Source organism: Pseudoalteromonas sp. SG45-1 (assembly GCF_014164135.1).
GTDB lineage: Bacteria > Pseudomonadota > Gammaproteobacteria > Enterobacterales > Alteromonadaceae > Pseudoalteromonas > Pseudoalteromonas distincta.
The window spans coordinates 1-520 of the sequence record NZ_JACJEP010000073.1 but is presented as its reverse complement, the minus strand read 5'-3'; the positions used below and the strand labels follow the sequence as shown (position 1 = coordinate 520).

Below are 520 nucleotides of genomic sequence, written 5' to 3'. Positions count from 1 at the left end.
GTTCGAATCCCCTTGGGGACGCCACTTACTATTTTAAGTATTGTGTAAAGCAGTGTGACACCGCACTCTCTATGCACGACGTTATCAAGAGTACTAATCTCTTGGGGACGCCACTTACTTATTTTAATAGGGAAGTGTAGTGTTATTAAGAAAGCTCGCCTGAAACGAGTCTAAAAATTCAGTTGTCCTAGTGACACATTTATGTGTCCCCATCGTCTAGAGGCCTAGGACACCGCCCTTTCACGGCGGTAACAGGGGTTCGAATCCCCTTGGGGACGCCACTTACTATTTTAAGTATTGTGTAAAGCAGTGTGACACCGCACTCTCTATGCACGACGTTATCAAGAGTACTAATCTCTTGGGGACGCCACTTACTTATTTTAATAGGGAAGTGTAGTGTTATTAAGAAAGCTCGCCTGAAACGAGTCTAAAAATTCAGTTGTCCTAGTGACACATTTATGTGTCCCCATCGTCTAGAGGCCTAGGACACCGCCCTTTCACGGCGGTAACAGGGGTTCGA

1 tRNA gene is annotated in these 520 nt (G+C 45.6%); it reads left to right on the top strand.

What is annotated here, in order from left to right:
* Positions 1-205: 205 nt before the first annotated feature.
* Positions 206-281 (top strand) — tRNA-Glu (locus H5117_RS20430).
* The last annotated feature ends 239 nt before the right edge of the window (positions 282-520 follow it).